Annotated in this window: 29 protein-coding genes and 1 pseudogene; 13 read left to right on the top strand and 17 right to left on the bottom strand. The window is 68.7% G+C overall.

Annotation, left to right across the window (positions count from 1 at the left end; genetic code table 11):
* Positions 1-6 precede the first annotated feature (6 nt).
* The 6 genes from HD597_RS02155 to HD597_RS02130 all read left to right on the top strand — a co-directional run bounded on the left by HD597_RS02155 (position 7) and on the right by HD597_RS02130 (position 3,877).
* Positions 7-492 (top strand): hypothetical protein, encoded by a 486-nt coding sequence (locus tag HD597_RS02155; protein WP_253739971.1) that lies wholly within the window; start codon positions 7-9, stop codon positions 490-492.
* Positions 489-1,124, top strand: a complete 636-nt coding sequence (locus HD597_RS02150) for a hypothetical protein (RefSeq protein ID WP_253739969.1) — start codon at positions 489-491, stop codon at positions 1,122-1,124. The genes HD597_RS02155 and HD597_RS02150 overlap by 4 nt, the downstream gene beginning before the upstream one ends.
* Positions 1,121-1,459: a hypothetical protein gene (locus tag HD597_RS02145; protein ID WP_253739967.1), complete on the top strand. Its 339-nt coding sequence runs from the start codon at positions 1,121-1,123 to the stop codon at positions 1,457-1,459. Before HD597_RS02150 ends, HD597_RS02145 begins: the two co-directional genes overlap by 4 nt.
* The gene (locus tag HD597_RS02140; RefSeq protein ID WP_253739965.1) at positions 1,456-2,007 is read left to right on the top strand and encodes a hypothetical protein; all 552 of its coding nucleotides are present in this window, start codon (positions 1,456-1,458) and stop codon (positions 2,005-2,007) included. Before HD597_RS02145 ends, HD597_RS02140 begins: the two co-directional genes overlap by 4 nt.
* Complete coding sequence (locus HD597_RS02135; protein ID WP_253739963.1) at positions 2,004-3,362, top strand: tyrosine-type recombinase/integrase; 1,359 nt, start codon at positions 2,004-2,006, stop codon at positions 3,360-3,362. The genes HD597_RS02140 and HD597_RS02135 overlap by 4 nt, the downstream gene beginning before the upstream one ends.
* 275 nt (positions 3,363-3,637) lie before the next feature.
* Positions 3,638-3,877, top strand: coding sequence for a hypothetical protein (locus tag HD597_RS02130; protein WP_253739961.1), 240 nt, complete (start codon positions 3,638-3,640; stop codon positions 3,875-3,877).
* A 643-nt stretch (positions 3,878-4,520) separates the two neighbouring features.
* On the opposite strand, the pseudogene HD597_RS02125 reads toward HD597_RS02130, so the two are convergent.
* A pseudogene (locus HD597_RS02125) lies at positions 4,521-4,893 on the bottom strand (transposase family protein); the annotation flags it as partial.
* Between the two features lie 360 nt (positions 4,894-5,253).
* Entirely contained in the window at positions 5,254-5,451 is a 198-nt protein-coding gene (locus tag HD597_RS02120) for a hypothetical protein (protein WP_253739959.1), read from the bottom strand.
* 29 nt (positions 5,452-5,480) lie between these two features.
* Between HD597_RS02120 and HD597_RS02115 the strand changes: the two genes are divergently transcribed.
* Positions 5,481-5,912, top strand: coding sequence for an NUDIX domain-containing protein (locus tag HD597_RS02115; RefSeq protein ID WP_253739957.1), 432 nt, complete (start codon positions 5,481-5,483; stop codon positions 5,910-5,912).
* Positions 5,913-6,102: 190 nt separating this feature from the next.
* Here HD597_RS02115 and HD597_RS02110 read toward each other — a convergent pair whose 3' ends face one another.
* Together HD597_RS02110 and HD597_RS02105 are read right to left on the bottom strand one after the other, a co-directional pair.
* On the bottom strand, positions 6,103-6,492 hold the full coding sequence (locus HD597_RS02110) for a hypothetical protein (protein ID WP_253739955.1): 390 nt from the start codon (positions 6,490-6,492) through the stop codon (positions 6,103-6,105).
* 614 nt (positions 6,493-7,106) lie between these two features.
* Positions 7,107-7,661 carry a hypothetical protein gene (locus HD597_RS02105; protein WP_253739953.1) on the bottom strand — a complete coding sequence of 185 codons (555 nt, stop codon included), beginning with the start codon at positions 7,659-7,661 and terminating at the stop codon, positions 7,107-7,109.
* Between the two features lie 368 nt (positions 7,662-8,029).
* Between HD597_RS02105 and HD597_RS02100 the strand changes: the two genes are divergently transcribed.
* Positions 8,030-8,497: a hypothetical protein gene (locus HD597_RS02100; RefSeq protein ID WP_253739951.1), complete on the top strand. Its 468-nt coding sequence runs from the start codon at positions 8,030-8,032 to the stop codon at positions 8,495-8,497.
* 177 nt (positions 8,498-8,674) lie between these two features.
* Here HD597_RS02100 and HD597_RS02095 read toward each other — a convergent pair whose 3' ends face one another.
* From HD597_RS02095 to HD597_RS02075, 5 genes are all read right to left on the bottom strand, one after another.
* Positions 8,675-8,842 (bottom strand): hypothetical protein, encoded by a 168-nt coding sequence (locus tag HD597_RS02095; RefSeq protein WP_253739949.1) that lies wholly within the window; start codon positions 8,840-8,842, stop codon positions 8,675-8,677.
* On the bottom strand, positions 8,835-9,650 hold the full coding sequence (locus HD597_RS02090; protein WP_253739947.1) for a hypothetical protein: 816 nt from the start codon (positions 9,648-9,650) through the stop codon (positions 8,835-8,837). The genes HD597_RS02095 and HD597_RS02090 overlap by 8 nt, the downstream gene beginning before the upstream one ends.
* Positions 9,651-10,311: 661 nt before the next feature.
* The gene (locus tag HD597_RS02085; RefSeq protein ID WP_253739946.1) at positions 10,312-10,869 is read right to left on the bottom strand and encodes an NUDIX hydrolase; all 558 of its coding nucleotides are present in this window, start codon (positions 10,867-10,869) and stop codon (positions 10,312-10,314) included.
* Entirely contained in the window at positions 10,866-11,555 is a 690-nt protein-coding gene (locus HD597_RS02080; RefSeq protein WP_253739944.1) for a class I SAM-dependent methyltransferase, read from the bottom strand. Before HD597_RS02080 ends, HD597_RS02085 begins: the two co-directional genes overlap by 4 nt.
* A 152-nt stretch (positions 11,556-11,707) precedes the next feature.
* Entirely contained in the window at positions 11,708-12,169 is a 462-nt protein-coding gene (locus tag HD597_RS02075; protein ID WP_253739942.1) for a glycine-rich domain-containing protein, read from the bottom strand.
* 199 nt (positions 12,170-12,368) lie between these two features.
* Here HD597_RS02075 and HD597_RS02070 point away from each other — a divergent pair, with 199 nt between their 5' ends.
* A complete protein-coding gene (locus HD597_RS02070) occupies positions 12,369-13,808 on the top strand; it encodes an NsdA family TPR-like regulatory protein (RefSeq protein ID WP_253739940.1) in 1,440 nt (479 codons plus the stop codon).
* 13 nt (positions 13,809-13,821) lie between these two features.
* Positions 13,822-14,490 carry a GNAT family N-acetyltransferase gene (locus HD597_RS02065; RefSeq protein ID WP_253739939.1) on the top strand — a complete coding sequence of 223 codons (669 nt, stop codon included), beginning with the start codon at positions 13,822-13,824 and terminating at the stop codon, positions 14,488-14,490.
* Positions 14,491-14,639: 149 nt separating this feature from the next.
* Here HD597_RS02065 and HD597_RS02060 read toward each other — a convergent pair whose 3' ends face one another.
* From HD597_RS02060 to HD597_RS02050, 3 genes are all read right to left on the bottom strand, one after another.
* On the bottom strand, positions 14,640-14,891 hold the full coding sequence (locus tag HD597_RS02060) for a hypothetical protein (protein WP_253739938.1): 252 nt from the start codon (positions 14,889-14,891) through the stop codon (positions 14,640-14,642).
* 540 nt (positions 14,892-15,431) lie between these two features.
* Positions 15,432-15,614 (bottom strand): hypothetical protein, encoded by a 183-nt coding sequence (locus HD597_RS02055; protein WP_253739937.1) that lies wholly within the window; start codon positions 15,612-15,614, stop codon positions 15,432-15,434.
* 267 nt (positions 15,615-15,881) lie between these two features.
* The gene (locus tag HD597_RS02050) at positions 15,882-16,484 is read right to left on the bottom strand and encodes a hypothetical protein (RefSeq protein ID WP_253739936.1); all 603 of its coding nucleotides are present in this window, start codon (positions 16,482-16,484) and stop codon (positions 15,882-15,884) included.
* A gap of 1,235 nt (positions 16,485-17,719) precedes the next feature.
* On the opposite strand from HD597_RS02050, the gene HD597_RS02045 reads away from it, so the two are divergent.
* Together HD597_RS02045 and HD597_RS02040 are read left to right on the top strand one after the other, a co-directional pair.
* Positions 17,720-18,067: a PadR family transcriptional regulator gene (locus HD597_RS02045; RefSeq protein ID WP_253739935.1), complete on the top strand. Its 348-nt coding sequence runs from the start codon at positions 17,720-17,722 to the stop codon at positions 18,065-18,067.
* A complete protein-coding gene (locus tag HD597_RS02040; protein WP_253739934.1) occupies positions 18,068-18,943 on the top strand; it encodes a hypothetical protein in 876 nt (291 codons plus the stop codon).
* A gap of 74 nt (positions 18,944-19,017) precedes the next feature.
* Here the strand turns inward: HD597_RS02040 and HD597_RS02035 are convergent, their stop codons facing one another.
* The 4 genes from HD597_RS02035 to HD597_RS02020 all read right to left on the bottom strand — a co-directional run bounded on the left by HD597_RS02035 (position 19,018) and on the right by HD597_RS02020 (position 23,435).
* Positions 19,018-19,665, bottom strand: a complete 648-nt coding sequence (locus HD597_RS02035; RefSeq protein ID WP_253739933.1) for an Abi family protein — start codon at positions 19,663-19,665, stop codon at positions 19,018-19,020.
* A 541-nt stretch (positions 19,666-20,206) separates the two neighbouring features.
* Complete coding sequence (locus HD597_RS02030) at positions 20,207-20,983, bottom strand: hypothetical protein (RefSeq protein WP_253739932.1); 777 nt, start codon at positions 20,981-20,983, stop codon at positions 20,207-20,209.
* 461 nt (positions 20,984-21,444) lie between these two features.
* Positions 21,445-21,846: a hypothetical protein gene (locus HD597_RS02025; protein WP_253739930.1), complete on the bottom strand. Its 402-nt coding sequence runs from the start codon at positions 21,844-21,846 to the stop codon at positions 21,445-21,447.
* Between the two features lie 833 nt (positions 21,847-22,679).
* Positions 22,680-23,435 (bottom strand): recombinase family protein, encoded by a 756-nt coding sequence (locus tag HD597_RS02020; RefSeq protein ID WP_253739928.1) that lies wholly within the window; start codon positions 23,433-23,435, stop codon positions 22,680-22,682.
* Between HD597_RS02020 and HD597_RS65670 the strand changes: the two genes are divergently transcribed.
* Positions 23,409-24,548, top strand: coding sequence for a DUF6042 family protein (locus tag HD597_RS65670; RefSeq protein ID WP_253739926.1), 1,140 nt, complete (start codon positions 23,409-23,411; stop codon positions 24,546-24,548). The two genes, HD597_RS02020 and HD597_RS65670, sit on opposite strands and share 27 nt — an antisense overlap.
* Before the next feature lie 159 nt (positions 24,549-24,707).
* On the opposite strand, the gene HD597_RS02010 is transcribed toward HD597_RS65670, so the two are convergent.
* On the bottom strand, positions 24,708-25,292 hold the full coding sequence (locus HD597_RS02010; RefSeq protein ID WP_253739925.1) for a DUF1697 domain-containing protein: 585 nt from the start codon (positions 25,290-25,292) through the stop codon (positions 24,708-24,710).
* Positions 25,293-25,310: the final 18 nt, after the last annotated feature.

The raw sequence follows: 25,310 nt of genomic DNA, 5'->3' as shown, positions 1-25,310 counted from the left end.
GGCGGCATGGCCGGTGCACAGCAGGGCGTGGTCGCGACCGCCGGCCGGGCGGTCCAGCGCTGGCTGCGCGGCGTGCCCGTGGGCTGCCGCCACGGCGAACAGGTGGCGGCCATGACCCCTCCTCGCTTCGGCCCGCGCGCGGAGGAGGCGCTGCGCCGGACGCTCCGGGACATCGACGAGGGTCACCTGACGCTGTGGGTACGTGGCCGCTTCTTCGACGAGCACACCGGCGCGCGGCTGGACCCGCCCGAGATCGAGGTGCTGCCCGATCGGCAGCCGCAGCCCGGCGTGCCGGACCCGCGCGGCGACTGGTGGATGCCGATGCTCGAGCGCGGCTGGCTGGAGCTGCCTGCACCTGGGCCGTCCATGCGTTACCTGGTCACTGATGCCGGCAACGCGGTGCTCTCCTCGGCCGCTAAACCATCCGGCAGCGTCATTGCACCCCCATCGCCCCGGGCCGGTTCGCGCCCTGCCGCAGACGGAGCCCCATGACGAGCACACCTCCACCGTCGCAGCCCGGGCCCGTCACCGAGGCGGGACCTACGCCGGGCCGAGAACCTCCACCCGGCCAGGTGTGGCGGCTGCAGGACGAGGCCGAGCAGGCCACCGGCGTCGACGCCTGCCCGGCCGGCTGGCCCCGTCCCCAGCATGATGGGCTGCCGCTGCCGTGGGTCACGCCCGTGCTCGATCGCGTGGCGTACTGGGCGCAGATCCATGGTGGCCGCCTGCTGGCCTGCCAGCACGAGTGGCTCTGCCAGGTCTGCGGGCTCGGCCTGCCGGTCCAGGCACTGGTCCTGGCTAACACCGATGGCGAACTGGTCACCGACGCCGGCCTGCACCGGCGCTGCGCCCTGCTGTCGCTGACCGTGTGCGAGGGACTGTCGCCGAGCCTGCTTGTGGCGCAGGTGACCCGCGCCGACCTGCGCCACAAGGGCCATCCCCTGGCCGAACAACCTGACGCCAGCTGGCAGCGCTGGGAACTCGCGCCGCAGGTGCACGCGAGCGCCCCGCGGGTGGGCACCCCGGCCGCGGCCCGTCTGCTGGAGCCGCATCGTCATCCCTCGCCCGCAGAGCCGGCATCGACGCCCGCTCATCTCCCCACACCGTCAAGGAGCCGCCCATGATCCGCCGATCCGATCAGCGTGCCGCCGATCATGCCCGTTACGCCCGCCAGGTGGTCCAGACGCTCGCCCCGCATTTCGACGCCCTGACCGATCCGACGACGGCCGCCACCGTCGAAGGGTCCATCACCGCCTACCTCGCCGCGCCGTACGACGGCTGGGAGGTCATCCTGGACAGCCCCTCCCTGGCCAACTGGCGGCTCAAGCCCGACACCGGCCACCGCATCCGCGTGGCCTGTACCCGGATGCCGCCCCGCACCCCTGATGCGGTGCAGGAGCAGCGCGACCTTGAGCGCGAACGCGCGTTCACCGCGCTCGTCCAGGAGCAGGCCTCATGAGCCGCGCGGCGGAACAACGGCTGCTGCAGCAGGCCGGCATGATCGTGGGATTGTGGCGCTCTGCCCATGCCGGGCAGCGCGGCACCTGGAGCTGCGCCAGCCTGGCCGAGCTGCTCCTGGCCTACGGGCGCCTGTTCACTCCGGCGGCGCGGCCGGCCCGCTTCACCGTCGGCCCGCCGGGCACGTGCTTCGCCACCGCCAGCCGCCTGGCCGACGAGCACGCCGACCTGTTGTACGTCGAAGGCATGGTGGTGGCCGACGGCGTGCCGTTCGCCTTCGACCACGCCTGGTGCGTTAGCGCGGCGAGCGATCGCGTCATCGAGTCGACCCTGCCCGACGGGGCCGGTCTGGTCTACCTCGGTATCGCCCTCACCGACGGCTACCGGCGCGAACAGCAGGCGCTGCGCGGCGTGGACGCCGTCATCACCGGCGGCGGCATCAACCTCGCCGACAACGTCGACGCGCTCCGCGTAGGGCTGCCCGGCCACGCCTGGCGGCCCATCGGCCGCCCCTTGCCCAGCACAACAGAAACGCCGGCACGATCATGACCACCTCACGGACCTATCCGTTCCCTTCCGCCGGTGTTCCCTCCGACGCCCTCACGCCGAGCGCGCCGCCACCTGGCCAGGGCACAGCCGGTTCCCTCGCCGCCGATGATCGCGGTGCCGCGGACCTGGCCAGCCAGGACGAGGGCGAGCCGTTGCAGCCCACGGCCATCCTGCGGCCCGACAGCGGCCAACACACCAGCAACGGTTACGTCGGGACGGGCGCGGGTCTGCCCGAGGTCGCCGGACGCCGATTCGGCCAGGCGGCGCCTCCGCCGCCGCGGGCGCTGGTGCGCAGTGTCGGCGAGATCGCCGGGCTGTCGCCACGGCGCCGGCGCGGCGATGGGGGAGAGGTGGCCGGGCACGACGTCGACCGCGTCGACGCGCTCGAACCGGCCGCCTGGCACGCCGCGGTGACCTGGCTGCAGGACCAGGACACCGCCGAGACCCGTCGCACCTACCTGGGCTGCCTGTCGGGGTTCCTGGTCTGGCTGAACACGCTGGACGCCGCGCGACGCCCAGCAGGACTGCTGACCGTCACCGAGGATCACCTCAAGGCCTACAAGGACGACGCGCTGAGCGGACGGCTGCGCCACGGCGTGCGCAAGCCCGGCACCCCGCTGTCGGCCGCCACGGTCGCCAAACGCATCACCGCGCTGCGGAGCTTCTTCCACTACGCCCACCGGCGCCGGGCGACCGGCCACAACCCCGCCATGTACGTCGAACCGCCGCCCACGCCCCGCACGGGCCGCACCTTCCCCCTGTCCAAGGCCGAGGCCGGGCAGCTGCGCGACGGGCTGCGCAAGCTGGCCAAGAGCCGCCCGGACGCGGCCGCCGCGGTGGCCATCCTGGCCGGGCTCGGCACCCGCAGCGGCTCCCTGCCCGCGCTAACCGTGGGGGACATCCGCTGGATCGTCGGCTTCGACGGCGCCCGGCATCTGACCGTGTCCTTCCGCAACAAGGGCGGCATTGAGGAACTGCTGCCGCTGCCGAAACTGGCCACGGATCTGCTCAAGCCGCTGCTGGAAGACCGGCCCGCCACGGAGCTGCTGTTCAGCAAGCCCGGCGGCCGGCCCATTGACCGCTGGTGGGTCCGCGACGCGCTGCGCCAGGCCGCCCCGCTGGGCGGCATCCCGAAAGAGCGCGCCGCAGAGCTGTACCCGCACATGCTGCGCTCCACCTTCATCACCCACGCCTTTGCCCTCGGCCTCGCCCCCGACAAGGTGCAACGCGCCGCCCGGCACGCCAACCTGGCCACCACCATGCGCTACAACCACCCCGACCAAGACCTCGGCGGACACGCCGCCTACCAGCTCGAAGCCGACCTGACCGCCCAGGAAGAGGTGCCACCTACGTGACCGCGCACTCCCGGCGCGCCCTGGCATCCGTGTTGGCCATGCCAATCCTCAACCAGACGAGCCGCCGATCGGCAGCTGAGAGCGGCCACCTTCAACACCCCACCGAGCGCGGAGCTTCTCCTTGGACGGGCAGCTGCAACAGGCAGCCGTCGAAGGTCAGATGTAACAAGACGCCCAGCCGCACCGCCGCGGAGTCCGGGTCGGTCGAGGCGAGCGAGGGGGCTGTCCGGGCGCAGGCATCTAGAGTAGAAGAGCCTTCGCTGAGGAGATCCAAGATGGATATTGAAGGGTCCAGCATTCAGCAACAAGAAGATGAAAGCGAGCCGGCGTCATCAGCGTTCATGCCGGGCGAACATTTCGACCCATTCAGTCAAGAGGAGCCCGAAGCTGGAAAAGAGGTACGGGATCCTGATGCCAATGACGGGACGTGCCATCCCGAGAAGAAGAGCAGAGAACCCCGATCTCTGCTATATCGGCGCACCGAACATTTAGGCTGGAATGAATACGGAGAGTGAAATACCTGAATAGAGCTGGCGGGAGAGCAAGGACAGGAATGGTACGGGGAATCCGGCCTGCCCAAGGCATCAAACTGCGGACTAAGACCATGCGGAAAGGCTACGATTCGCCAGACAGTGCGTTTGTCTCCCATCTCGGGGGCGGATCTCTCCTTGATAATTTCGCCTGCACCCGCGACGACCTATCGCAACTAGTCGCTACTTTTGCTATCGAGGTGGCTTGTGGATCCAGAAGTTCCCGCACGTTAACGATCATTGAGGCCTTTCGTTCGTCCCGCGTTCCGCGTAATTCGGGACCTCTGGAGCGACGGCATGCCTGCTGGCCTGTGGCTTCACCTTCTCGGCGGCCACAGGCCGTTTCTCTAGGCTCTGGCATTTCCGCAGGTGGAGAGGCCATACGGCGCTCTCTTCGGAATCTGACCCATGTCCTGGCCCGGACCGCCGCAGCATCGACGATAGGGCGTCGATGCCACACGCCACTCGGAGGTCGGCAACTTGCCCCTGCTTGCAGGGATTTGCCACCGCTGTTCTTCGGCCCATTGTCGGCCCCTCGGCCCGATCGACCGCGTTGCTGACCTGGACTGTTGTGGACTCCTAGAGAAACGAACGATTCGGGCAGTCGATGGAAAACCTGCAGCTCATCCTATGTTTCGTGCCTCCAGGCAAGGTGAATTATGCGGAACGCAGGTTCGTGGGTGAGGTCGTAGTTCTGCAGGACGGCGATCGCCTTGCAGAGCGGTCCTGCCTTGTGCGGGCAGCAGCGGAGCTTGCGGAGGATGCGCCAGCTTTTGAGCTGGGTGTTGGCGCCTTCGCCAGGCCCGCGGAGCCGGGCGTGGGAGCGGTTGGCCGCCTTCTGCGACAGCGGCTTGTTGCGGCCTTTGTACGGCCTCGCGACCGGGCCTCCGGCACCTTTGGTAGCCCTTGTCGGCCAGGGTCAGCATGCCGGCCTGCGCCAGCGCACGGAGGACGGCCCAGATGCGGGCGGTGGCCAGGCTAGTTTTTCGATCAGGCCGGTCATGATGTGATGGCCGGTCGGCTGCAGGCGGCTGACGATGACGCCGCGGTGGCGGGCGAGGCAAGGGTTGTAGGCGCGGGCCAGGACGGCGACGCCGGATGGTGCCTGCCACACCGTCTGCAGCGCGTTGGCCGCCGGGTAGAGGTTGTCGCCGAAGGCCGGCAGCAGTTCCTCGTCACCGCTGAGGGGAGCCGATCGCGCGTAGTGGTTGGTGGCTCAGCAGTCAGGTGAGGTCGCCGTAAGAGCCGTGCTGGGCGATGAACTCGACCGTCACGTGTTCGGCCGGGTCGCCTCCGGCTTGGGGCAGACCGGCCGGGCGGGGATAGCGCTGGTGCCCGTGCGGTCCGAACGCCTCGCGGGCTCAGGCGGTGAAGGTGTCGTAGTAGGGGTGGTCGATGATGAGGGCGTCTGCGGGGCCCAGGCGGGCGATCTCCTCCAGGAGGTGGACGAAGCCGGGCTGCCCTGGACCGGGAGGAACTCCTTGGGCAGGTAGCGGGCCCACTCCTGGGACCCGGGTGCCCGCGGCGATCACGACCCGTTGCACGTCACACTCGGTCATTGGACTGCTCGCAGGAGTAGGTTGCCTGCATGAAGGTCGTACGGGTGACCGGCGTTCTCATCGAGGACGACTGCATGCTGCTGCTCAACCAGGACACCGACACCAGGCGGTCGTGGTCGCTGCCCGGCGGCAAGGCCGAGCCGGGCGAGGCGCTCGGGGACGCGCTGGTCCGCGAGATGCGGGAGGAAACCGGGCTGGAGGTCACCGTGGGCCGCCTGCTGTATCTGTGTGATCACCTGCCCGCCAACGTCGTCCACGTGACCTTCGAGGTGACCCGCACCGGCGGGGCCGTGGGTGACATCGCCGTCGGCGCCGACACCCGCCCGATTCGCGGGGTCGAGTTCGTCAAGCTCACCGACCTGCCCACGCTGCACTTCTCCGAGCGCTTCACCGAGCTGGCCCAGGCCGGTTTCCCCGGCGCCGGCTCCTACATGGGACCGAAGGCCGCCATCGGCTTGTGAGGCGGCTCGCAGGCCACCGGGGCTGAGCACGGCCAGCAGGCGGCGGTCCAGGACGGCCAGCGGCCAGCCGCTGCTTCAGGGGGCAGTGCACACGGGTAGACGTGCGAAACGGACACGAGGGAGCGGCGGCTCCGTCGTTGGCACGCACGCAGTCAACCTCTCGCAGGTGAGCTACCCGCCGAAAGAGGCGTCACGGATCGCCGACCGTGCCCGCTCGGCAGGTCCACCGCTGACGAAGCCAATCGGTCGGGGCGGGCTCATCTCGTAACTCGTCCGCTATGGCGGGGGCAAAGTACCGCAGCCACTTCTTCTGCTCCGAGGTCAGCGGAGAAGGCAGGCGGCTCCAGTCCGTTACGTAGCCCAGGAGCTCAACGGTCACATCATCCGCTTCGAGCTCGCAGTAATCGACTGCCTTGCGGTCGCAGATCGCGGCGGTCAAGGCCGCGGGAAGCAACCCGCTGAAGGGTTCGCTGACTTCACCGCCACGTCCATCCACCGGCTGACGTGTGCGTATCGTGTAGGCCCACTCGCCGTCCAATCTGGCCTCTTTGATCAGGCGGATCAGCACGATGCCGATCATGGCTGGGTCCTCCGCGCTGACAACAGACCGCTCGTAGGTGAACCGCTGGCTCCGTGGATCCTCCTCAGCCGCCTGGCGGCGATCACGTGATGGCGCCATGACGACCTCCGCCCGGCACCCAGTCGCAGTTGGCACTTGCGCTGTACGCCCCGAAGGACGGAGTCTTCCCCAACGGGCAGGCATCCGCGTCCAGTTGCGTGCGCTTCGCGTGCCGCGATGATCGGGGATACGGACTTCTCTCCAGCACAGCCGCTGCCGGTAGCAGCTCACAGATGTCTCTACGGCAGTGATGTCCCACGGCCGCGATGCCTTCTGAGCGCTTTACGGCGCACCGCGTCATGTGAACCGACAGTAGCGCTACGACCACGCCGACAGCCAGGAATTGCCGCACCTCATCCCGAAGTGGGGCAACGCTGGTACATCCCCGCTTGCGGGCTCCCTCCATGACGATCCCCCCTGTCTCGAGTCGACATTGCCATCCGAGCCGCCGCATGGGTGGACGAACGCAGATGGCCGCCGTACAACCGCCCAGGGACCGGGCGATCGCGAACCCACTGATCATCCAGACGCTGGCGCTGGCCGTGCAGCGGCTTCGGGCCGAACGAGCAGGTCCATCACATCGCGGCCCCAGGTTCGGGCTCCTCGCGCAGAAGCGCGGTGGCCCAGTCGTAGGCAGCGGCTGCCGCGCGGAGCACGGCGTCCCAGTCGAGCAGGGCAAGCCCACCAGTGGGCAGGACGCCGTGCCGTACCCTCTTGACCGCCATGCTCGCGCCGGCGAGCTCCGCATCGAGCACGTTGCGCGGCCCGGCGTACCCGCCATCACCGCCGCCGCCCTCCAGCAGTTCGACCGTGACCCGGGTGGCCACGCTGTCACCCAGCGCGGCACGGTTGAGGCGGTTGTCGTCATAGAAGCAGGCCAGGTCGAGCACCGGCACCGCAGCGGCCAGCAGCGCGCGAACGCGGGCGGCCACGGCAGCCGCAGAGTCGCCCACCTCGGTCAGGTCCCCCATCAGGCCCGTGGGGTCAGCGGTGTCGCGGTCGGCGGCATCCAGCAGGAAGGACAAAGCCTTAACCAGCCGCCACGCGGTTTCGGCGTACACGCCGTCGCGATTCATCGACTCCGACAGGGCGCCGAACAACGCCTCCTGCGCATGACGCAGCGCGGGCAACCCGGCGCGAAACTCCGGGCCAGGGGCTGCAGCCGCTCCAGGCACTGGCGGTGAGGCGGTCATAACGACTCCGAGGGGGTGGTGGCGGCGGGCTGCGCGGCGGGAGGCTTGTTCAACTGGCCGTGGCCGGGTACTTCTTGCTCAGCGCGGTGTACCCGGCCTTGGCCTAGATGTGGTGTTTCACCTCGTTGGTGCCCTGGATGCCTGGCGTCCGGGGCGCGCTTCGTTTAGTCCTTTTAGAGGTCGCACGAAACGGCATTCTCAGCGTAAAACGCTAATTACTTAGGCGCTTATCAAGGTGCATTCTATTAAGAAATTAATGGTTGCCAATTATCGCTTATTGCGCTATTCTAATTCTTACGGTAACCATGCTGACCAGGCAGAACGCTGAAGCAACCGCGCTCGCCGGTCATGTCGCAGGCCGCCGCCAAGCCTCCAGTTTGCACCCTTCGACGGAAGAGATTGCCATGGCCACGTACCGGTTGGGTCTGCCATCTGAACTGAAACGCGCACTGGAATACGCGCTGCCTCGGCAGCACGGAACCTACTCGCCGATCGTCCACGTGACGCCACGCGACCGCGCTGGGCGCAAGTGCGCTGCCTACGTCGCCGACCACTACGAGGTGCACGCCTTCTACACCACGACCGACTGCGATTCGCTGGAGCGGCTGGAGAAGGCGCTCGGCGAGAGGCCAGGGGTCTACGTGACGACCCGGGTACTCCGCAACCAGGGGCGAAACGAGGTAACGAATCCCGCATGGCCAGCCGCGGCAGGCCTCGCCAGGCGCGGCTTCCATGGGCTGCGCCCGCAGGTCCTCGCCCTCATCAGAGACTGAACCCCGCAGCGCGGTGCCCGGACATCCCAACGCGCCCCTCACCCCAGCAGGGCGGCGCACGAACTACCTGTTTGCGCCAGACGTCGACGAGCGTGACCTGGACGACGTCGAGCCGGCCACCGCAGTGATGCCAGGGTCCGCTGTCGACGAAGGCGTGGTCACGCAGGAACGGGCATCTCAGCTGCGCACCGGCATAGCGCAACGGGTGGCCGCCGCATCCAGCTGCAGATGACTCACCACGCGGTGGACCCCATCCTGGGCGACGCCCTCACCGAGGCGCACGTCGACCTGGCCGACGGTCGGATGGCCTTCGCCTTCCCTGCCGCCACCATGGACATCACTCACGACGGACATCACGCACGACGCCGTGGTCGTGCAGCACGCCTACACCACGGACCCACCGCAAGTTCTCTGGCGGGCCGGCTCCCGTCGATCGACGCTGTAGAGGACGACGCGCCGAACAGCCAGCGGCGCCACTCGGCTCAGCCCATCTTGCTCTGCGGCCCCTGCTCGGTCGCCGTCGCATGCTCGATCTCCAGAGCGGCCACGCCACCTCCGAAAGGAGCGCATGCACCTCGGCGGGGCTGCGCTGAAGGTCCGGCCGCGAATGAATCAGCCGCACCTGCACCGGCGTCAGTTCCACACCGTAGGGAACGCCGTCGACCCGTAGAGCCAGCAGGTTCCCCAACTGCACCAGGCCGGTCTGCGCTCCCCGCATCGAGCGTTGCATGATCTGCAGCGCTTCGGCGTTGGCCTTGTTGTTGAGGGCTGCACCGTATCCGCCTGCCCTGTCAGCCAATTCAGTCTTCATCTCGCGCTTGAAGACGGCGACGAACGCTTGCCAGACGCTTCCCCGAACGATCTGCGTGGACTCTCGGATCTGGCCGCCAAGGTGGCGGACCGCGTCCTTGGCCCGCTCAAGAGCGACTGCATCCTGCTTGGACTCCAGGTAGACGATGACGAGCTGAGGCGAAGACTCGATCACGGCGCTCGACAGGGGGCGGCGTTGTGTCCACTCAGCCTTCAGGCCATCTAGCAGCGTCAGCAGGCGCATGTCCAGAAGCGACAAGGAGCGCTGCGAAGCCACGATCTCGGGCGGACCGGGCGCGAACTCTTCCCGAGCGTCCAGCTTCTCAAGGGGCAGCTCACCCATGACAGCCTCCATGCAGGGGGAAGCAGCCTGTCGTGGCACACCCCTAGAGCCTGACCAGCACTCACGCTGGCGATTCCCGGCGGCGCTGATCACCTCCTGTGATGGACTGCACGTGTCGCGGTACAGCACCTCGGCGGGGCGGCACGAACCCACCTGAGCGAAGGCGCCGCCCCGGTCGGTTACCACACCTGGAACCTTCACCGCGGGGCTCGCGGGGCACGGCGGCGCATCGCGGCCGCGCGGCCCGTGGAACTGCCCGTCCAGGTCGCGCGGCGATGAGGGCGCGGAGCGGGTCGGCCGCACCTTGGGGCAGGCGCCTGGGTCCGCCGCCTAGCGGCCCTCGTCGTCAGTGATGGCGTCGAGGATCGGCTTGATCACGGCCGCCTTGCCGTACCTGCTGGTGGGGATCTTCGAGCGGGTGACACCGTTCGGCGTCGACCAGTCCAGCGTGCCGCCCGTTCTGGGCAGGTCGAACGAGGAGGAGAACGTCTGCGGGCTGCCGGGGGTGGACGCCAGGGTATCCGTTCGGTGCAGGTGGCCGCGCCGCGCACGATGGTCTTTCGCGGCGGCGACCAGTGACCTTCAGCACTTGGAGGGACCATTTCGACGGCCGGAACTGGGAGGCGGCGTCACCAACCTGGCAGGGCAGACGAGTGAGCCTCTACTTCCACACGTAGTTTGCATCGGTGATGGGCGGCAGGTAGGGGTTCCCCGGCGACGCATCCACGCTGGCCAACGCGCTCACTGCCCTCCCGATGAGCGGGAACAGGGGCAGATGCTCGGCCCGGCCGTAGGGCACCCACTCGACGATTCCCAGCTCGGTGCCGCCGTCCGGCAGTTCATCATGCTCCACTGAGGCGAGGCCGGCGCGTACCTCCGGCGCGATGTGGCACCGGAAGATCATGTGGAGCTTGCGCGGGGGCGGGGTAGGGCCGGGTCTGGTAACCATCTGATCTTGAATCCAGCACAGCTCTGGCGGCGTCGCGTCGGTGAGTTCGAGGCGGAGTTCCTCGGCCATTTCCCGGGCCAGGGCCTCCAGCAGGTCCTCCCCGGGGTGCACGTTGCCGCCGGGCACGGTGTAGTGCGAACCGGTCGGCCGGTCACGGCGGATCAGCGCGACGTCCTCGCCGCAGAACACCAGGGCGCCGGTGCGGATCTTGACGCAGGAGTACGGCGTGGCCGGGGTGGCCGGGCCGGTCATGCCATTGTCAACTGTCACGCGCGAGCCTGCACGATCAGCGTCCCCACGTTCTCCGGGTTCGGGGCCGGCTCCACCCGAGCGGTCACCTCACCAAATCCCGCCCCAGTCAGCATCCGCGCCCACACCTGCGGCTCGTAGGTCCACCGGTAGATCCACACCTGCGGGCCGGTGAAGCCCGCCCCGTACATGCCCTGCACGCCGGCGGTGCCCGGCACGGCCGGAGCGCAGGAGAACACCAGCTTGCCACCAGGGGAGAGGCGTGCGCGCACGAGCGGCATCCACTGGTCGGGGTCGGTGAACCACAGGGCGCCGAAGATCGAGTAGATCGCCTCCCAGCGGCGCCGGCTCTCAGTCAGGAAGGGGATCACGTCGGCGTGCACGAAGCGCGCGTTCGGCAGGTGGCCCCACTGCTGGCGAGCCCCTTCGATCTGGACCGATGACAGGTCCACGCCGGTCGCGTCGATGCCCTTGGTGGCCAGCGCGGCGACCGCGTGCCCGCGGCTGGAGCCGAGCTCCAGCGCCGTGGCGGGCTCGCCGAGCAGCTCGTCGCCGGGGCCGTGGCCTTCGTACTGTGTCCAGCCGAACGCGTTCTTCAGCGCGATCTCCGGCGCTTCTGCCGCGCGGATGCCGGTGGCGTAGCGGTCCCAGTAGGCGACGCGGTCGGTGACGGCGGGCCGGTCGGGCTTGGCGGGCTCGGTGGGCATGGCGGGCACCTTGGGACGCGAGGGACAGGACCCGCGTCACGCTAGCGCGCCACCCTCGATGATCACCGGGGATTCACCTACCCCATGCCCGTGCATGGCCAAGGGCCGGGAACGCGTGACGCTCCCGGCCCTTGTGCCGCGATCAGGCGTGGTCAGTGGCAGTCGGTGCCGGGCGCGCACGGGGTGCACTTGGCGTAGTCCGCCTCCCACAGCGACCAGTCCACCTCGAAGCCGTTACCGGCCACGACGTGCGCGGTCTTCTGCACCGACCCGTCGACCTTGAACGCGATCTCAGGGACGTGGTGCAGGAACTCGCCGTTGAAGTACTTGGCGCAGAAGTCCCGGTAGTTGCGGGTGTCGAGGATGAAGCCGTGCACCGCGCGGTCGATCAGCGGACCGCAGCCGATCTCCAGCCGCTGGCCGTGCTTCTCCATGGCGGTGATGAGGTAGGCGATCGCCTGGCCGAAGCACCGTTCGGCCATGACCGTGTCCCACGGCTGGTCGCGGACGAGGAGCGCGATCTGGCGCTCCCACACGTCCGGGTCGACGAACGAGCGCGGGTCCCGCCATCCGCCCTGCGGTGCCTGGTAGCGCTCGGGGGTGGTGGCCGTCATGAGGCCCTCCTGGGGTGAGGATGATCGCCGCCCCCGCTGCCGGTCTGCGCAGCAGGGCGGCTCTCCTCCACCGTCCGGCTGGAGCTGTGTCCGCATCAATGCCGGCGTTGGTCCGCAACATTGCCTCCGGCGGCAATGTCGCCACCGTAGCGGCGTCGCTACGGTGGGGGAGGCGGTGGTGCAGTGGGAGGCGTCAGCCATGGCCGCACTCAGCCGGGCCCGGCGAGCGGAACTGCTGCGCGCTGCCGGCGGCATCCGCAGGCGCGGGCAACGCGCCGGCTGGAGGGTCGACCAGATCGCCCACACCATCTGCGCCGAGCTTCCGCAGATGCAGCCGTTGGAGGCGTGGCGGCTCGCCTACGGCTGGTCCCGGCCGCAGGCGATCGACGGCATCGCCGCCCTGTACGTGGAGCAGGAGCTGGCGCCGCCCGCGCTCAACCCGGCCATGTTGTGCCGGTGGGAACACGGCACCATCGCGGTCGGCTCCGAGTACGCGGCCCTGCTGTGCACCCTGTACGGGACAACAGCGGACAAGCTGGGGCTGTCGAGGAAGCGCACTTCGGTGATGCACCTCCAGCCCGGCGCCGGATCAGGGTACGGTGCCTCACATGGGAGGCACGCAATGACCGACGACCAGTCCGCCGCCCTGACCGCCGTAGGTGAATCCGTCCAGCTCGCGGTGGAGGCCGACGGGCCCGCGGGCGGCCCCGCCACCCGCGACGCGCTGCAGGCCGCGGTGCGCTACTACGCGCTGCGCTACTCCGCCTTCCCGCCCGCGCTCCTGGCCACCGAAGTGCACCGCACCCGCACGCTCGTCACGCAGATGCTGCGCCGGCCACAGACGGACGCCGACCGCAGCGAACTGCGCCGCCTGGCCGGCTGGCTGTCCGCCCTCGTCGGCAACACCGCCTTCCACGTGGCCGACTACGCCGCCGCCCAGATCCACTTCGCCACCGCCGCGCGCTTGGGCGCCACCGTCGACGACCACGACCTGATCTGCTGGACGCTGGGCGCGCACGCCATGACCGCCTACACCCAGAACCGCCACCAGGACGCCCTCGACCTGGCCGGCGAGGCACTCGACTACGCCACCACGCCGCTGCGCCGCGCCCAGATCATCGCCTGGGGGCAGCTGCGCGCGACCGCCGCGTTCGGGCCGTCCCGCCGCTCGGACGCCGCCCGGCTGGCCGGCCGCGCGCAGGACGAGATGGCCGCCGACCCGCGCGGGGACCAGCCGGGCCGGTTCGGGTTCGACACCGCCGAACTACTGCTGCATCTCGGGGAGGCGGCCCTGCTCGTCGGCGACCACGACCAGGCCCGCGCGCATGCCCTCGCCTCCCAGGACCACATCCCGCACGGCCGCCCCGGCTGGGCGGCAGCCGTCCTGCTGCAAGCGCGCGGCGAGGCCGCCCGGCGCCGCGGGGCCGACGCCGCCGCCCTGGCCGGCGAAGTGCTCGACACCATCCCGGCGCAGTCCCTGCGCGAAACGGCCAGGGTCCGGCTGCGCGCCCTCGACCGCGAGCTCACCGCGGCGAGCGACCCCGGAGCCGAAGCCCGCGCCCTGCACGAGCGAATCGCCGAACTGCCGCCGCTCGCGAGCATCCGCCACAGCAGCGACGAACCCAACGGCAACGCCTAAGGAGCACCGGCCGATGAGTGGCGGCTTGGCGGTCCTGTGGCCACTGCTCGCCCTTCGCATCACCACCCCCCGCCTTGAGCTGGCCATCCCCGACACCGACGACCTGCTCCACCTGGCCCAGGCCTCCGGCGACCTCCAACCCGAAGCCCAGCCCCGCTTTCAGCAGGCCTACCTGTACGAGCCGTCACCGCAGCGAGAGCGGCACCTGCTGCAGCGGCACTGGCGGGCCCTCGCGCACTGGCGGCCGGAAAGCTGGAACCTCCAGCTCGCCATCCGCCTCGACGGCATCGCAGTCGGCTTGCAGAACATGTGGGCGGCCGACTTCGCGACCGCCCGCACCATCGAGACGGGCTCCTGGATCACCCGCACCCGCCAAGGCCACGGGTACGGGACCGAGGCACGCGCCGCCGTCCTGGAACTGGCCTTCGCACACCTGGGCGCAGTGGAGGCCCACACCTCCTACGTCGACGGCAACACCGCCTCCGAACGGGTCTCACGCAAACTCGGCTACACCGGCAACGGACGCCACGCCTACGCCGAAGACGGGCGAAGAGTCGTCGAGCACCGCATGCTCCTCGACGCGGCCGCGTGGGCGAAGCACCGAATGCCCGGCATCACAGTCGACGGCGCCCGTGAGTGCTTGGAGCTGTTCGGGCTCCAGGCCAAAGCGCTCGACCCGTGACTCCAGGCCGCGCCTCCACGCCCCGAAACGTTCGACCGCGCTCGTCCCCATGATCCCGGCTTGGCCAAGGCCCACCACGGGCAGCTCCAGCAGCCGCGGCCGATCCCGCCACCCTTGCGGCGGGTTCGGGGGCCAGACCAGCCGAACCGTCACGGCGTGGTCCCGGGTTCGGCCTTCTCGCGCATGTGCGCGATCGCCTGGTCGTAGGCGGCGGCCGCCGCGCGCAGCACAGCATCCCAGGCAAGCAGGGCAAGCCCGTCGGTGAGCAGGGTGCCGTGCCGTACGCTCTGGACGGCCACGCTCTCGCCCGCGATCTCAACATCGAGCACGTCGCGCGAGCCGGCGTAGCCGTCCTCGCCATCGCCGCCTTCCAGAAGTTCGACCGTGATGCGGGTGGCCACACTGTCGCCCAGCGCGCCTCGCCGCCTGGCAGCGCCCCACCGATCCGCTCCTGGCCGACGCCCTGTGGGCCGCCGCCGCAGTGGTGCTGTACGGCGAGCAGATGTCCTCGGCCACAGTCGAGATCCTGACCTCGCCCTGCACCATGGCAGGTCTCGCGGTGTGATCGACTACCGAACCAGCCACCACGCAGCCCGACGATGGGCACGAGCGCTCGGCCGCTGGCGCTGTCTCGGCGGAGCAGGTCACCGCCATCACCGATTGGTCGAACCCCACGACCAGCCCGACCAGTCCAGGGCGGCCCCTCTTGAGCCGATGAAGGACTCCGTGACGCTCGGGCCCAGCTGGCCATCGACTCCCTGACGAGCCCACCTCCACCGTCGCAACCGCCTTCCCCCATGACGCCAGCTGCCCCCGGGCACAGACCACCCGAGCGCGGACTCGCCAGCCGAGGCAGCTAGCAGTAGGTGGCGCTCATCGTTGCGCTGCAGACAAACGCTAAGCACCGCCGACGGCGGGCCGGAACCTAGTGAGCAGGTCCGTCACGGCATGGTCCCGGCTTCGTCGGGGTCCTCGCGCAGGTGCGCGGCGGCCCGGTCGTAGGCCGCGGCCGCTACGCGCAGCACGGCGTCCCAGTCCAGCAGAGCGAGCCCGCCGGTGGGCGGGATGCCGTACGGCCCGATCTTGACGGCCGTGCTCGCGCTGGCGAGCTCCACCTCCAGCACGTCACGCGAGCCAGGTCCTGTTGTTGGTAGAGGACGTACGGGCGAAGCCCGTTCCCTTGATGCGTGAAAGGGTGGATCGCTGTGCGGTCCGGACGCCTTTACAAAGTATATTCGAGCTGGGTGTGAGAGCGGCCTGCAGCGCGATGCTCGTTACTCACCCAGGCACTCGGCAGGTCACCTGTTGACCGGGCGCTGATCGGCGGCTCATCGTTGCCGGCTCTGCCTTCGACAGGCCCGGTGGACGGGGGCTGCCACCTTGGCGGTGGTTCAGCGCCGGGGTCGCGAGGCGAGGTAGCGGGGGAGGTCGTGGTCACAGCAGGCCCAGCGGGTGCCGGACTTGTCGGTGACGGTGTATTTGGGTGGGTGAGGGCAGGGGTTGTTGCGGTCGCCGCCACCCCAGGTGCAGCGGGTGCGGCTGGCCTGGCCAAGCCGGCGATCGGCGCGGTCGTAGTCCTCGATCGTGGCGGCGGGCGGGCGCAGGCCCGTGCGATCGCCGACCTCGACGACCTCGTCGGCTCCGAAGGCGCGGCTGGCGCCGGAAGGGCTGAGGTCGGCGGCCTGCCCCAGGCTCTCCAGGGTGTAGGGGCGTGGGGCGACGTAGGCGCGGCCATAGGCGAGGAGGAGCCGGATCTGAGTGTCGGCGTCCTTCTTGATCGCAACCAGGTCCTCGATGGTGGTCAGCAGAGGATCGAAACCGGGGCCGTGGGCGTTCCATGCCGCGTCCAGGCTCTCCACGAACGCGGCGCGGGCTTCCTCGACGCCGGCGGCCGCAGCGTCGAACGCTTCTGACGTGGACTCGTCGTGCTCGGTGACGACCGGCATCGGGTAGCGGATCGCTGCGAGATCAGTAAGCACCTCATGTGAAGCCATGCGAGAAGCATGCAACGTTTTTTGCCTGAGTACAAGAGCCTTGCGTAAGGAGTGTTTGCTTGTAGAAGTACAAGGTCTGGCAGCGCTCTGATCGTGGCCACGGCCATCACGATCTGGCCGGCCTCCTCGTCCGCGGCTCCGGCCGATCTTGCCCTCAAGCAGCTCACGTAGCGGGTGCGTCAATTGCACGTCGAGCAGGGGAGCCCGCCGTTCGGGCGCCGTGCTGCCGCATCCCGCGCAGAAGCGGCGCAAGACTCACCCCTTGGGGCGAGCGCGCGTAGCGCGGCCCGGTCTTGCGCCGGGGCGCGGGATGGGACGCGACCGGTGTCCGTCATGCAGGTCGCGGGCTTGCAGCTGCCCGTCGTGGTCATCGAGGAACACCCGGGTAGCGGCGGCCCATCGGATCCGCGCATTGCCCGGTCAGGACGCCACGGACACCCGCACAGAACCGGGCTGTCACAGCCTGGGGCGGGGCACATGATGCCCTCGCCGGCGATCCGGCACGATCCGGTCAAGGCCGCGGTGGCGGGGGTCGCCGACCGGCCGCAGCGTGATCGCTGGTCTTTGAGGCCGCTCAACGATCGCGGAGGCAGAACGTGCCGCCCGCTCAGATGACAGTGTCGGATTCATGTCCGATCGCGGTGCGCAGCCGTGCCGCGCGTCCCGGCTCTGCTCGCAGCGGCCGAGGGGTGCTGCCGGGGCAGCCGCACCCACAGCGCGGTGGGCCGGACGAAGGACGTCAGTGAACACGCCAGCGGGTGTGGGGCGTCTCCGGCATGTGCCACACAGAGAACTGCTCCGAGCATCGGGCGGGTCAGGTGGCGCAGCTGGTCGGCGTGGCACGTCCGAAGGGCCGCCTGAGGCAGGGCCTGCCTGCGGTACTGTCGCCTGCGGGGCTGCCAGAACCATCCCATCGGCCTGGTGGCCCTCATCCTTGCCTGACCAGCGTCGACGAGTTCCGCCGTGGGATCAGGGCCTTCTCACAGGCGTTGCGCACGAAGAGCGGCGTTGACGTGGCAGGCGGTTCCGCGAGTACGGGCACCGTCTGACCGCTCTGCCGAGCCCACGAATGGTGTAGACGCCGATGCCGTACCCGGGCTCCTGATCGCCCCGCTCCGGGGGCGAAGGTGATGTTCGGCATCTATCCTCCAAATTGTCACTCAGAGTTGTTATGAGGCACTCAAGGTGACTATCGTTCTCGATGCAGGGTCCCCACGACAAGGAGGCGACCCGGTGTGACGACACCTGTGCGCCCCATCCGGCTGACCACGCCGGTACGGCTCGTGCTCGACGCTTTACTGGCCGCCCCGCCGGAGGACCCGCTGTGGGGCTACCGGATCTGCGCCGAGACCGGCCTGGGCCCCGGCACGGTGTATCCGATCCTGGAGCGCCTGGAACAGGCGGACTGGATCAGCGGGCACTGGGAGCCGGACGCACCACAGGCACGACCCGCCCGCCGGCTGTACAGCATCAGCGCGACCGGGCGGCAGCTGTACGCCGAGGCACGGGCACGCACCGGGCGCCGCGGCGCCCTGACCCGTCCCGCCTGGCTCGGCTCGGCGGGCTCCCCCCATAGAGGATGAGTGGCCACCACGTCTTGCCTGCTCGCCGAGCAGATGCGCCGCCAGCGACGGCGAGCCGCCGCGTCCTTGTGCTGCGGCGCCGCCCTGGCCGCCGGCGGCACCCTGCTCCTGCTGGCCAGCCCCGCCGCGACACCCTGGATCGTCGCCGGCCAGCTGGCCATCACCGGCGGCCTGACCACCGCCATCGTGGCAGTCCTGGCCCTGATCCACGCCGGCGCCCAGCCCTGGACCCTCACCGCCGGCCAGGCCGAACAACAGCCGCTGCTGCGGCGCTACCCGCCCCAGCACGTGCTCGCACACGGGCTGTATGAGCTCGCCATCGGCCTCGCCGGCCACGCCCGCCGCGACCGCGCCCTGGAGTGGCACGCCGACCTGCACGAATGCCCCAACCCGCTGAGCTACGCCCTGTCACTGGTGAGCGCGGCCCTGCGGATGCGCCTGGCCGATGTCACCCACCAGGGCTGGCGCGCCGCATGCTGGATGCTGGCCAGCGAAGTGCGCACCTGGGGCACGCTCATCCCCGTCATGGTGGCCGCGCTGCACCAGATGCTGCAGTCCCAAGGATGGGGATCGGCGGCCTGGACCCTGCTCACCGTGCCCGCCGCCGTCGACCTGGTCACCCGCCTGCGCCGCCGCTGGAACATCGCCGTCAAGCCAGTGCACCTGCGGTTGTTCCACCGGCCCGGCGGCCGCCACACCCGCCCGCACCACCCCCAGTCACGGCGCGGCCGAGCACACCCCAGCCGGCTCATACGCCGACCGGCTCACCGAAGCAGCCCGGGCATCACCCCAGCCGACGCGACCACCGCAACCGCGCTGGTGCGCTCACCGTCGCCCGACCCGCACAGGCAGGAGGCGCTGGGACCCGAGACGTAGTCATCGCCTTGCCTGGCTTTCCAGGTCCAGCGTCCAGATCAACGATGGCGTCTGGCCGCCACTGCGGGACTGTCTCAGCGCGGGATCGGCCGGCTGGCCAGGACGGCGGGCACTGGGCTGTAGCGGGCCACGAGTGCCGCCAACGGCGCGTCGATGTAGCCGAGCACGGTCATGATGGCCTCGTGGTCGGCATCCAGGTGCCGGTGGTGGATGGGTGCATGGTGGGCGATCTTGTTGCGGAGTACTCGCAGGAAGTCCAGTTTGCGGTGCAGGGCGTGGCGGCCTCCGTGGTAGCTGGGGAAGGCGCGGTACAGGGCCGTCCGCCACAGCCGCTGGTCGTAAGAGTTGCCACTGCCGAGAAGGCTGACCCAGAACCCGAACGGCAATTCGGCGACCACGTGCGCCGGGGCGGGCACCGGCCCTCGCCGGCTCAGCTGGCGGACCGCCTCATCGATCTTGGCGCGCGCGCCGTGGTGCAGGTTGGCCTGGGAATGATTCCACCAGTCGTCTTGGCCGAACAGCTGGAACAGGTGCTGGTCAAGGACGCTACGCAGGGCGAGTTCGAGGTGCTGCAAGGGTCCGTAGAACGCCGCGGAGACCTCGGTGTTCCAGCAGAACAACCGGAGCGCGGCCACCTGGTCGCCGGCACAGAACGCCTCATATTCGGGCAGGCGGGCCTGGCTGAGCATACGGTGCAGGTGCTGGGCGTCGTGCTGCTCCACAGGCGCTCGCTCTCTCGGCAGACGGCTCGTGCTAGCGTGGATGACATAAGCCCCGGGATTGCCTCTGCCAGCACGCAGCCCGGGGCACAGCCATATCGGGGGCCAGCCGTACGACGCCGTCAACAATGTGTGTACCAGTGACCCTACTGCGGTGATCACCGCAGGTGAAACCCGGTTTGGCGGTCCTAGACACTTCCTGACAGCCGTGATCTTTCCGTGATCTCTGAGGAAGATTCGCGCCTGACATACGGACGACTGCAAGAGCTCAGGTGACCAGCAGGGGAGTCGTCCGGGGCCGGTGGGCCGACCAGAACACTGGCACGCCGCACGTCAGCGTGATGTAAGTTAGACCACTCGCACTAAGGAAGCGACCTCATCTGGAGACGGCGGGGCTGCGAGCACGGGCTACGGGCGAGACGGGCAGCAACGGGGCGAACTGCTGCCGACGCGGGGTGTTGGACGCGCGCACCTTCCGAAAGCGCCGCTCCACTGAACGTGGACGTTCGGAGAATACGAACCTTCCAGTGAGCCTGATCAGGCTTCAACGGACGAGCGGCAAGTCCTTACGGGCCTGCTCCAGATCCGACGCCCAGATCCAGAGCCGGTGCTGCGGTGGTACGGCGTGGTAGCCGTACAGGCCGACCTCGGTCATCGTCCGCAGATCCACACAGACCCGCTGATACGCCTCCGCGATCGCCTTGGCCGGGTCCTGCAGGTCTTTCACTCCGAGCTTGACGCAGGCCCGGTACTCGTAAGCCAGCAGGAGATCGTCGCCGAACTCGTACCACGCTCCCCGCTTGTCGGTCCACGCCTTGTCCGCCTCGGCCAGCAGCAGATTAAGGTCGAACGCCCGCGGGATGGACGGGTAGATGACAAACAGCGCCGCCCAGCCGGAGGCCACCATGTCCAGGTTGAACGTGCGCCGCCGGGGATCGTCCTTCGGGGGCAGAGGGTCGGAGGCGCCGCCGCCGAACCAGGGCGCGGTGTAGGCCAGAAGCCGGCCGTTGTCATCGAGCAGCGCACCAGTGGCGATGACCGCCATCTTCCGCTTCTTGCCAGCGGGCAGCGCCAGGCGCTCATCGACCTGCTGCCTGTGGACATCGGTAGCTTTCAAGCCGGCGTCGATGTGACGCTGGGCCGCATCCGATGTGATCCGCGTCGTCAGATACTCGCGCAGCGGCTCCGGCAACGCATCGTAGGTGCCGTCCTGCAGCCGCGCCTTGGCTCGTTCCAACGCAGCCTGGGCGGTCACCGGCGTCAAGTTCTCGAACTTCGTCTCCGGAGTGTCGATCGACACCATCCGGATGTCCATGGTCACCCGAGGGGTATCCATCGACGACCTTCACGAACTCATGATCGTTGGCCCGGCGACTCGGGCCGGCGAAACCGAGATCCACCATGTCTTGCTCCTGACCTCGACAAGCGCTCGCGCACCACCGGGATAGGCGTTGGCGAGCGTTCCACCCAGCAGCCCACCAGCCCCCATGGCCTGCGCATGAGACGCCATGAGGCCGACCGGACGGCCTAGCAGGCATGACGACTCACCCATGACACCACAACCCAGCCCTCAACACACGCACCCCGCCTCGGCGGCCCTGCGGTCCCTGAGCGGCCTGACCCTGGCGTCATAACGAACGACACCAACAACGCACCCATCGGCCTGCTCACCGCCAACGCGAGGCATTCCCCCGCCGCCACGGCAAGACGCGCGGACTTGGCGCCCGCTCGGTCGGCTTGCCGCGGCTTCTTACGAAGGTGTCTGGCCAACCCCAGACAGCCCTAGTCAACGCGTTCGGCGTTGGAGTCGTAGCCGCCCCCACCCGGGTACACCCAGGCTCCGGTGAGGGCACGGCCGTCGGCACTGAAGACGCCCTGGAAGTAAGCGGGAGAACCCCGCTCACCCGCCCAGATGGTGAGGATGTCGCCCTCGAGTTCATAGGTGTAGTCGAGGGTGCTGCCGTCATCGCCGTAGTAGCGGGACTTGATGTCGGCGCTGGGCTCGGCCATCAACCTCCGCTCCCGGCCGATGATCTCGAAGCCGTGCGTGTCGCCCAACTGGACGTCCTGCTGCAGGAAGAAGTCGTTCAGCCAGCGATAGGTCACCGTTCCCTCATGCCCTCCGGTGATCTTCCAGGTACCGACGAGTCTGTCCAGGGCCTGCAGCGCCGAGTCCACGATCATTTCAATTCTCCTTCGGAGTGGGGTCATCGCCTCTACTGACAGACGTCGGCGACAAAACTCATCGGTCCTGGCAAGCGTGGATGAGTACTGGACTTCCATCTCGCCCGACAACACGAACGCGTCCATCAGACCGGCTACCAGGACGGATACGCCCTCACGGCTTGACCGCTTCAGTCACTCAAGAGGAGCCGCACCCTTCCTGTTTCGCACTGACCAGGCCGACCTCATCGCTCAGCACAGTCCAGCGCTCGATGAGTTCATCCATGCCAAGCGGCGGACGTTCCATGCCCATGGGTCCGCGCTGGGCCCTTGTGGATCCAGAAGTTCCCGCACGTTAACGATCAGTGAGGCCTTTCGTTCGTGGGTGAGGTCGTAGTTCTGCAGGACGGCGATCGTCAGCCGGTTGGCTGCCTGATGGCTGGGCGGGGGCTGGAAAGTCGCGGGTGTGCCGAGGTCGATGACGTCGCCGTGAAGGAGACGACGTGGACCGGATGGTGCTCGGTGTAGGCGGCCAGGGCCAGTTTCGGCTCATTGCCGGGCAGGGCGCGGTGGGTGCGGGCTGTGACTTTGATGGCTTGATGGCGTGAGTTACCCGGCGGTATTTGGCGTCTTGTTGGTGGGGCCGCTCAGTGGGTGCGGGGGTTCTTGTGGCGGGTCTTGGTCATGACGTGGTTGACCGGGGCGGCGTCGATCTCGTCTTTGAGCAGGCATAGCAGTTGCAGGTAAGCACTGGGGGCGCACCAGCGTGGCGGCCGTCTGGAGTACTTGATCGGCTGACGGCTACGCCTTCGCTGCGGTCTTCTTCGGCTGGCGGGGCGCCGTGGTCTCCCTGTTCAGGTGCCCGTACACCGTGGAGCGAGGCACGTCGAACAGATCGGCGATCTGCTGGACCGTCTTGACCCGCGCGTCGTACAGCTCCTGGGCGAGGGCGGCCTGCTCCGCGGTCGGCGGCCGCCGATCCGGCCGCGCGCCCGCGCCGAGGCCAGGCCGTCCATCGTGTTCACCACGATCAGTTCGCGCTGCAGCTCGGCCAGCACTGACAGCATGCCGAACATGGCGCGGCCTTCGACCGTCTCGGTGTCGATGCCCTGTTCGATCACGTGCAGGCCGATCTTCCGTTCACGGAGGTCCGCGCCGAGTGTCACCAGGTGCAGCACCGACCGCGACAGCCGATCCAGCCGGGTGACCTTCAACGTGTCGCCCTCGCGCAGCAGCTGAAGCACCAGATCGAGCTTCGGCCGCGAGGCCTTCGCCCCGGACGCCTTGTCGATGTGGATGTTCTCGCGATAGACTCCGGCGCGCAGGAGTGCGTCGATCTGGTGGTCGGAGTTCTGGTCCGCGGTCGAAACCCGCGCGCAGCCGAACAGCATGTGTCGGAATTTACTCTGCAGACCGTTCTCCGACATTGAAAGTCGACACGTGTTGTCGACACATTCGACCTGGGCATCTTGATCCGCCTTCAAAGTGTCGGCAGACGGTCGATTCTCGACAAGATCACTGTGCGGATCGAGATCAACGCGAACACCTTCGCCGGCCGGCCATTTGACCGTTACGGTCAATACGTGAGGATCATCGCCGTAGAGGATCATTGGCCCGAGTACGGAACGATCGTCGTCAGGGACACTCATGGCGTCGATCCGGCATCCAGATCGCGACCGGGGCTGCCCCTGCTCGACGAGCAAGCGGTGGACGCGCAGCCTGGCGGTACCATCGCCAAGGCGGGCGATGGATGGTTGCAAGCGTCAGCTCGCGACGCGCGCCATCACGTGCGCTTGGAGGCGCATCACGGTCCTCCCCCCTTAGACGACGTCTGGCACGACGTGGTCGAGACTCCGTACTACGCCAACACCGGTTCCGTCATGCTGACGACCGTGCTCTACGGCGAAAACTACGCAGACAGACCGCTCCGGCTCGGAGCACCGGGAATGTATCGAGTCCGGGTCTCCTGCCGCAGGACTCCGCCGGAGATCCCCGGATTCGAAGCATCGGAGGGTGACCTCTGGCGGATGCAGTTCTGGGCGGCCCCCGAGCCTCCTCAGCCTCCCCGCTGGTTAGCGCGGAGCCGACCCGCCGTACAGTCCGGGCGTACTGGCTGGGAGGCTGTTCTCGGGCTCCCATGTCAGGAGGTGCTTCACGCCGTCCAGATCGCAGCCGGCACCAGTGACGCCACCGAGGAACAGATCGCCGCCGCCTACCAGCCATGGTCCAGCAGTTCAGGCGACTGGAGCGGCCCTCTTGCTGAGGATCTGTCGGACTACGCCGTGCAACTGGGTGTGCCCGCACCGGCCACGCGGCAGGAGTTGCTGCGGCTCTTGGTGGCGGCCGGCCTGGTGATCGCCGAAACCTCCGCCGAGGTGACCCGCTATCGTCCCCCCGCGAGCCCACCGCCTGTGGAGGAGGTGCTGCGCCTGCCGGACGAGCAAGTGACCATGATCCGGCGCCAGGACGCGTTCCACCGTTACACCTCGTTCGCCGCCGACCTGGCCGCCGTGGCGGTGTGGAGCCCGGGTTGCACCGTCTCGGCAACGCTGGAGGAGCTCTCCCACCAGCTCCTGGCGACGGAAGAGGAGATTCACGGGGCGATCCGTTACGGCACCGAACGGGGTCTCTTCAGCACCTCCGGAGACGAGGGCATGTTCACGGCGATGCCACGTCTCCCGCCGCCACCCGAGGTGGGTCGCATAGCCCGAAGGCTCGAGTGAGGCGGTTCGAGGGCGGTCGCGCCATCTACCTCTGAAGCTGCACCGCCATCAAGCACTCGAAGTCACAGATTGCGTAATCTCGGAAGTCACACTTGGGAGTCTACTTCCGAGATTGTGTCAATCTCGGAAGTAGGGCTGTGGTGATGTGTGGCTGGGCGATCATTGTCGCTCGTCCCAGCTGTGGGCCGGGGCCGTCACCGGCTCGGTGAAACGCTTGACCAGGCGCTTGACCGTCCCTGCGGTGCGGGTGGTGGCGGGGGCTTTGAGCCTCGCCTCCACCTCGGCGGTGGGACTGCCGACCCGGGTTGCGATCCTTTTGATGACGCTCAGCGCCACGCCACCGCCGATCTCGATGATGCGGACATCGCCTCGGTCATTCGTCCAGGGCAGCGGGGCGCCGAACTCCTGGTCGCTGTCGAAGAAGGTGAAGGTCTCGCGATAGATATGTTCGTCGCCGCTGCCGGCGAAGGGGTCGCGCTCGAGGGTCGCCGCGAGCTGGTCGAGTGGACGCACGAACACGGCGTCGTCGTAGCCGCTGACCGTCAGCAGCCGCGGCGCCGCCCGGTTCACCACCTCGCGGGGCGAGGTGTCGCTGACCTCGATCAGGACCGTCCCGTTCGTCTGGAACGACCGTGCCGACGACGCCCCCGCGGCGCGCAGCGCGTCTTCGAGCATCGCCCGGGTGGGGCTGTTCGGGTGGCCCAGGTTCATGTTCCGGAAGAAGACGACGAACGCGGTCGGCATGCGCTGTGTTCCCATGTG

This window comes from Nonomuraea thailandensis (assembly GCF_024172165.1).
Classification (GTDB): Bacteria; Actinomycetota; Actinomycetes; order Streptosporangiales; family Streptosporangiaceae; genus Nonomuraea; species Nonomuraea thailandensis.
The sequence above is the reverse complement of the archived record's forward strand: the minus strand, read 5'-3'. Positions and strand labels throughout refer to the sequence as shown.